Here is a 6080-nt window from a genome sequence, read left to right as displayed (position 1 = left end):
CGGTCTGCAGGTCCAGGATCCGGGTGACCAGTTTCGCTTCCTGGGCATCAAGCCACGACCGCGCCTCGGCGACATCATTCAAGACCTGGGACGAGTCAAGGCCCGCCGGAGCAGCCAACCCGAGCTGGCCGGTCAAGGCGGGAGGTTCCTCACTGGACCGCACCCGTTCGCCGGGCACAGAGACCAATCCCCAAAAATCCGAGGCCTCATCATCCGCAACGGGCGACCCCTCAGCCCCCGGCTCAGACTCCGAATCCGGCTCCGGGGATTCACTGGTGGGCGGCTCAACAGTGGGTGCTTCCCACACCGCGTCCGCGCCCAGCGGTCCCTCCGGGCCATACCCCGCAGAAGACCCCGCCGAAGCCCCTGCGGGAGTTCCCGTGGAAGTGTTCGCTAGCCCGGAAGTCGTGGCAGAATCAGCGTCGGATTCGGGTGGGATTCCCGCTCCGGTAGCAGAAGCGTTACTGCTTTTCATACCTCCATTCCATCATCGAGCACCGACAGTATCGACAAAAAAGGAGCCCGATTCAGGGCCCCCAGGAAAACTTTTTCAACTATTTTTCAGCACCGGAATTCAGGCACCGAAGACCCAGTCCGGGCCGCCCCTCCCAGGCGTGGGAGAGGCGGCCGGGTGGAGGGGCTAGCCGCAGTACGCACCCTCGGAGGCCGAGTGCACCAGCTTGGCGTACTTCGCGAGCACTCCCTTGGTATAGGTCGCCGGCAACGGCTCCCAGCCGATCTTCCGGCTTTCGAGTTCGGCTTCGTCCACCAGCAGGTCGAAGCTCTTGTTGGGGATGTCAATACGGATCCGGTCACCATCCTTTACGAAGGCGATGGGTCCGCCGTCGACCGCTTCCGGCGCAACGTGCCCGATGCAGAGGCCCGTGGTGCCGCCGGAGAACCGTCCGTCGGTGAGCAGCAGCACATCCTTGCCGAGGCCCGCACCCTTGATCGCGCCGGTGATCGCGAGCATTTCGCGCATTCCCGGGCCGCCCTTGGGTCCCTCGTAGCGGATGACGACGACGTCGCCAGCCTGCACGACGCCGTCGGCGAGCGCTTTCAATGCACCCTGTTCCCGCTCGAAGACGCGGGCAGTTCCTTCGAAGACCTCGGTGTCGAACCCGGCGGTCTTGACGACTGCACCGTCAGGGGCCAGCGAGCCCTTGACGATGGTGATGCCCCCGCTGGCGTGGATGGGGTTGTCGAGTGCGCGCAGGATCTTGCCATCGAGGTCCGGCGGATTGATTGACGCGAGGTTCTCGGCCAGGGTCTTGCCGGTGACGGTCAGGACATCCCCGTGCAGCAGCCCGGCGTCGAGCAGCGCCCGCATGATGACGGGCACGCCTCCCACCTTGTCGACGTCGGTCATCACGTAGCGGCCGAACGGCTTCAGATCGCCCAGATGCGGGATCTTGTCACCGATGCGGTTGAAGTCATCGAGCGTCAAATCAACTTCGGCTTCACGCGCAATTGCCAGCAGATGGAGCACAGCATTGGTGGACCCGCCGAAGGCCATGGTGACGGCAATAGCGTTCTCGAACGCCTTGCGGGTCATGATGTCCCGTGCGGTGATCCCGAGGCGCAGGAGGTTGACCACTGCCTCACCCGACTTGCGGGCAAACTCGTCACGACGGCGATCGGCCGACGGCGGCGCCGCCGATCCTGGCAGCGACATCCCCAGGGCCTCGCCGATGCAGGCCATGGTGTTGGCCGTGTACATGCCACCGCAGGCGCCTTCACCCGGGCAGATAGCCTTCTCGATGCGGGTGAGGTCCGCTTCGCTCATCTTGCCGGCGGCGCAGGCACCCACCGCCTCGAAGGCGTCAATCAGGGTGACTTCTTTCTCGGTGCCGTCTTCCAGCTTCACCCAGCCCGGCATGGTCGAGCCGCCGTAGAGGAAGACACTCGCCAGGTTCAACCGCGCGGCGGCCATCAGCATCCCGGGCAGCGACTTGTCGCAGCCGGCCAGCAGGACCGAACCGTCAATCCGCTCGGCCTCCATGACTGTCTCCACTGAATCGGCAATCACTTCACGCGAAACCAGCGAGAAGTGCATCCCGGAGTGACCCATTGAAATGCCATCGGATACAGAGATGGTGCCGAACTGCATCGGGAACCCGCCGCCCGCATGAACGCCCTCCTTGGCGCTCTGTGCAAGCCGGTTCAGTGACAGGTTGCAGGGGGTAATCTCATTCCACGAACTCGCGACGCCGATTTGCGGCTTCGCAAAGTCGTCATCGCCCATGCCGACCGCACGGAGCATTCCGCGGGCTGGCGCCCGCTCAAATCCATCGGTAACGGCCCGGCTTCGCGGCTTAATGTCAGGGGTAGTTTCCAGGCTCATGGGTCAAAGTCTAGGCGCACCCGCATTCCCCGCAACTCCATATGACCGGCCTGTTACGGGATGCCGGAGTTACACGGACTCTCATCATCGGAGCGATGGCACGTAAACTCGGTCCTATGTCGACGCCTCCACCGGACCCTGTCCCGCCAGAAGTGCCCGACCAGGCTCCCGATAGTGACCAACTCAAGGATGACCTGAGGAAAGTCTTCGACTCACAGATCCCTAACTACGGGGACTACAACCTGGTGTTCGCTGCCAATGAGCGCTACCAGCAGCCGGAAACCGACGGCGCCCGCCTGACCATGCCGAAATATTACGTCCTGGGCTACCGCTGGAAACCAACCGAAATCATGATCGCTCCTGTCGACTCGCATACGTTGGCAGGCACCGGCATCCCGGTGGAAATCAACATGACCAACCTCTCGCACGTCCACCGTCTGGCCAGCGGCCAGTACGAAGTAGGCACGAGCACCGGAAAGACGTTCCAGTTCGGTGTGCAACCGGAGGCTCGCTTCAGCTCAGGTCCACACTCGCAGTTGGTGATCGATCAGCGCGACGATCATCAGGATTTCGACGCGTTCATGGCGGCCTTCATCGCGATGGCCTAGCGCCCACCCTCCAGGCACCCGCCGTCGGGACCCGTTAGCGGTAGAGGGATCCTCGCTGCACCAGGTTGATTGGCTCCTCGCCAGCGGCAAAGCTGACCAGCTGGCGCTGCAACAACTTGATCATCCGCGGCCAGAAGGCGCCGGTGTTGCCGCCGCTATGGGGGGTGATCAGCGCCCCGGACGCCGACCACAAGGGATGTCCTTCGGGGACGGGCTCCGGATCGAACACATCGAGAGCGGCCGACAGGCGACCGGCAGTCACTTCCGCTGTCAAGGCATCGCTATCCACCACCGCGCCACGGGCCACGTTGACGACCAGGGACCCGTCGGGCATCGCTGCCAGCACCTCGGCGTTGATCAGCCCCCTGGTCGTGTCGGTGAGTGGTGTGATGACGATCAGCACTTCGGCTTCCCCAGCAAGCGCCACCAACTCGTCGCTGCCGTGCACGTGCCCCCACTCGTCGTCGCGGGCTGAACTGCCGACCCGGGTCAACACCACCTCAAACGGCTCGAGGCGCCGGGCAATCTCGACGCCGATTCCCCCGACACCCACCAGCAGTACCTTGCGGTCGGCGAGGCCGAGGTAGCGCCCGGGCCGCCACTGACCTAGAGTCTGGTTGCGGACGGCGTCGTCAATGCCTCGGAGCGAGGCGATGGTGAGGCCAACCGCGAGCTCAGCGGTCGCGGCGGCGTGGACCCCCGCAGCGCTGGTGACGGCGACGTCGTCGCCCACCAGCTCGGGGATACCCTCATAGCCGGTGGACTGGGTGTGGACCAGCAGCAGGTTCGGCGCGCTCGTGACCGCGGCACCGAAGCTGTCGGGCGTGGACATGTACGGCAACACCGCAGCGTCGATCTCCGCCAGCTCTGCACCCACCGGATCGGCCTCGAAGTCCCACACCACCACCGAGATTCCCTCCGGCGCTGGCTGCAGCGCATCGAGCATTTCAACACTGGGCACCGACACTGTTTTGATCCTGTCCATCCCGAAAGCCTAGCGTCCAGTTGCAGTCAGCGCCCTCCCACGGCTGTGGACACTCGCGCGGGTTGGTCGTAACGTCGAAGCAGTGGGTATCCCACCAAGTGCGTGTCCCACCAAGTGCGTAAGGATCGTTTCATGGACGTAGTTCTCTGGGTGCTGCTGATCGTCGTCATCGTTGGCGCTGTCTGGTGGTTCCGGTTCCACGGCGCCGCCGCCGTCGTCGACACCCATTCCCGCGCTGATCCACCGACCGCCCGGAACAAGGACTAGACCGTTTCGATGACCGGCCAGCGGCTCCCGCCCACTCTGGCAACCGCCGTCGCCGTGCTCCTGTCTCTCGCGGCGTGCACGGCCGATGAGCCCAGCCCAATTGTCGGCGGCAGTCCGGCGCCACCACCCAACACCTCGGTCGCGTCGCCGCCAGCGACAGCGCCGGCCAGCCCTCAACCCAGCCGACTTCCTAACCTCTCCCCCGGCGACCTGCGCGCGGAAGGGCTCAACATCCCGTGGGCGCTGGCCACGCTGCCCGACGGATCGCTGCTGGTCACCGAACGCGAGACCGGGGACATCAAACGGGTGGCTGACGGTGAGACAACCACCATCGGAACCCTCGGCGCTGAGGTGGCAGCCGCCGGCGAAGGCGGCTTGCTGGGGTTGGCCATCGGCCCGGATTTCGACGCGGACCCGCGCTTGTTCGTGTTCTATACCGGCCCCACCGACAACCGGATTTCCAGCCTTACCTACAGCGAGGAGGGCCTGGGTCAGCCCGAAGAGGTGCTGACCGGCCTGCCGAAGGCCAATATCCACAATGGCGGAAGGATCAAGTTCGGCCCGGACGGATACCTGTATGTGGGCACCGGCGACGCCGCCCAAGCGGACACCGCACAGGACCCCGACAGTCTGGCTGGCAAGATCCTCCGGATCACCGCCGACGGCGAACCGGCGTCAGGCAACCCCATTGCGGGGTCACCCGTCTACAGCCTCGGGCACCGCAATGTACAGGGCCTCGCCTGGGATTCAGCCGACCGGTTGTGGGCCAGCGAGTTTGGTCCCGAGGTCGACGACGAGCTGAACCTCATCGAACCCGGCGGGAACTACGGGTGGCCAGCAGTCACTGGCGCGCCCGGAACTGCCGGCTTCATCGACGCCCAGGTGGTGTGGCCCTCCACTGCCACCTCCTCGCCGAGTGGAATGGCAATCGTCGACGACATCGCCTATATCGGTGGACTACGTGGGGAGCGGCTGTGGCAAGTCCCGCTGATAGCGGGGACCGCCAACACACCGGTAAGCCACTTCGACGGCGAGTACGGACGCCTACGCGATGTGATCCAGGGAACCGACGGGGAACTGTTGATCGCCACCAACCAGGGCACCGAATCCCGGGTGATCACCGTCGACGCCTCATAGCCGTCTAGCGAACCAATTTCAGGTTTCGGCAAAAGTGCTGGTAGAGTTTCATGCTGTTGCGGTTGGCCCGATGGGCCCAGTCAACATGCACCTCTAGCTCAATTGGCAGAGCATCTGACTCTTAATCAGAGGGTTTCGGGTTCAAGTCCCGAGGGGTGCACCACCGCTAAACCGTCCGACCGGCGCCACCGCCGATCGGACGGTTTTTTTGTACCAGTTTGGTTGCGATCGTCGCTCGCTCTTCCCGTTTCGTTCCGCCCAAAGTAGCTTGGCGCCATGGAAGGGATGCCATCCCTCGGGGAAATTCACACCGGAGAAATGAACCGGCGGGTGGCACGCGGTCGATGGGCGTCAATTGCCGCAGAATTCGGCATGCTGACCGGCCCCGAGGTGGACGCGAAGGTGGGCCCAAACTCCCCGCCGGCCGGATGCCTCGCGGCGAAACGACAGATCCTTGGGGTGGTTACCCGAGCAGGGCGGGTCCTCTATCCGGGGTTCCAGTTCGATCCCGAGTCTGGGCGTGCCCGACCCATGATCGCCGTCATCGCCTCGATCGGCCTGGCCGGCGGATGGAAGGACCGGCACCTACTCCAGTGGTTCTGCTCGCCCAACGGGTATCTCAGTGGCGACCGGCCAGTCGACGTCCTCGACGACCCGGACCGTCTCATCTTCGCAGCGCACAGCGATCTGGACCTCGTCTGGTGAATGACTGGTGACAGGCCGGGCCCGTGGGCGGCCA

At 64.5% G+C, this 6080-nt stretch carries 6 protein-coding genes, 1 tRNA gene and 1 pseudogene; 5 read left to right on the top strand and 3 right to left on the bottom strand.

The window, feature by feature from the left end:
- A pseudogene (locus ABD059_RS13560) lies at window positions 1–475 on the bottom strand (hypothetical protein); the annotation flags it as partial.
- Window positions 476–640: 165 nt separating this feature from the next.
- Window positions 641–2344 carry a dihydroxy-acid dehydratase gene (ilvD, locus tag ABD059_RS13555; RefSeq protein ID WP_343880898.1) on the bottom strand — a complete coding sequence of 568 codons (1704 nt, stop codon included), beginning with the start codon at window positions 2342–2344 and terminating at the stop codon, window positions 641–643.
- A 116-nt stretch (window positions 2345–2460) separates the two neighbouring features.
- On the opposite strand from ilvD, the gene ABD059_RS13550 reads away from it, so the two are divergent.
- A complete protein-coding gene (locus ABD059_RS13550; protein WP_343880896.1) occupies window positions 2461–2952 on the top strand; it encodes a hypothetical protein in 492 nt (163 codons plus the stop codon).
- Between the two features lie 34 nt (window positions 2953–2986).
- Here ABD059_RS13550 and ABD059_RS13545 read toward each other — a convergent pair whose 3' ends face one another.
- Window positions 2987–3937, bottom strand: a complete 951-nt coding sequence (locus ABD059_RS13545) for a 2-hydroxyacid dehydrogenase (protein WP_343880894.1) — start codon at window positions 3935–3937, stop codon at window positions 2987–2989.
- Window positions 3938–4069: 132 nt separating this feature from the next.
- Here ABD059_RS13545 and ABD059_RS13540 point away from each other — a divergent pair, with 132 nt between their 5' ends.
- From ABD059_RS13540 to ABD059_RS13525, 4 genes are all read left to right on the top strand, one after another.
- The gene (locus ABD059_RS13540; RefSeq protein WP_343880892.1) at window positions 4070–4204 is read left to right on the top strand and encodes a hypothetical protein; all 135 of its coding nucleotides are present in this window, start codon (window positions 4070–4072) and stop codon (window positions 4202–4204) included.
- A gap of 9 nt (window positions 4205–4213) precedes the next feature.
- The gene (locus tag ABD059_RS13535) at window positions 4214–5341 is read left to right on the top strand and encodes a PQQ-dependent sugar dehydrogenase (RefSeq protein WP_343880890.1); all 1128 of its coding nucleotides are present in this window, start codon (window positions 4214–4216) and stop codon (window positions 5339–5341) included.
- Between the two features lie 87 nt (window positions 5342–5428).
- A tRNA-Lys gene (locus tag ABD059_RS13530) sits at window positions 5429–5504 on the top strand.
- Window positions 5505–5617: 113 nt separating this feature from the next.
- On the top strand, window positions 5618–6046 hold the full coding sequence (locus ABD059_RS13525) for a hypothetical protein (protein WP_343880888.1): 429 nt from the start codon (window positions 5618–5620) through the stop codon (window positions 6044–6046).
- Window positions 6047–6080 lie beyond the last annotated feature (34 nt).

The sequence above is a fragment of the Arthrobacter flavus genome, assembly GCF_039526005.1.
In the GTDB taxonomy this organism is placed as follows: Bacteria; Actinomycetota; Actinomycetes; order Actinomycetales; family Micrococcaceae; genus Arthrobacter_D; species Arthrobacter_D flavus.
Note: the sequence above shows the minus strand (reverse complement) of the source record. Positions and strands in the feature narration are given on the sequence as shown.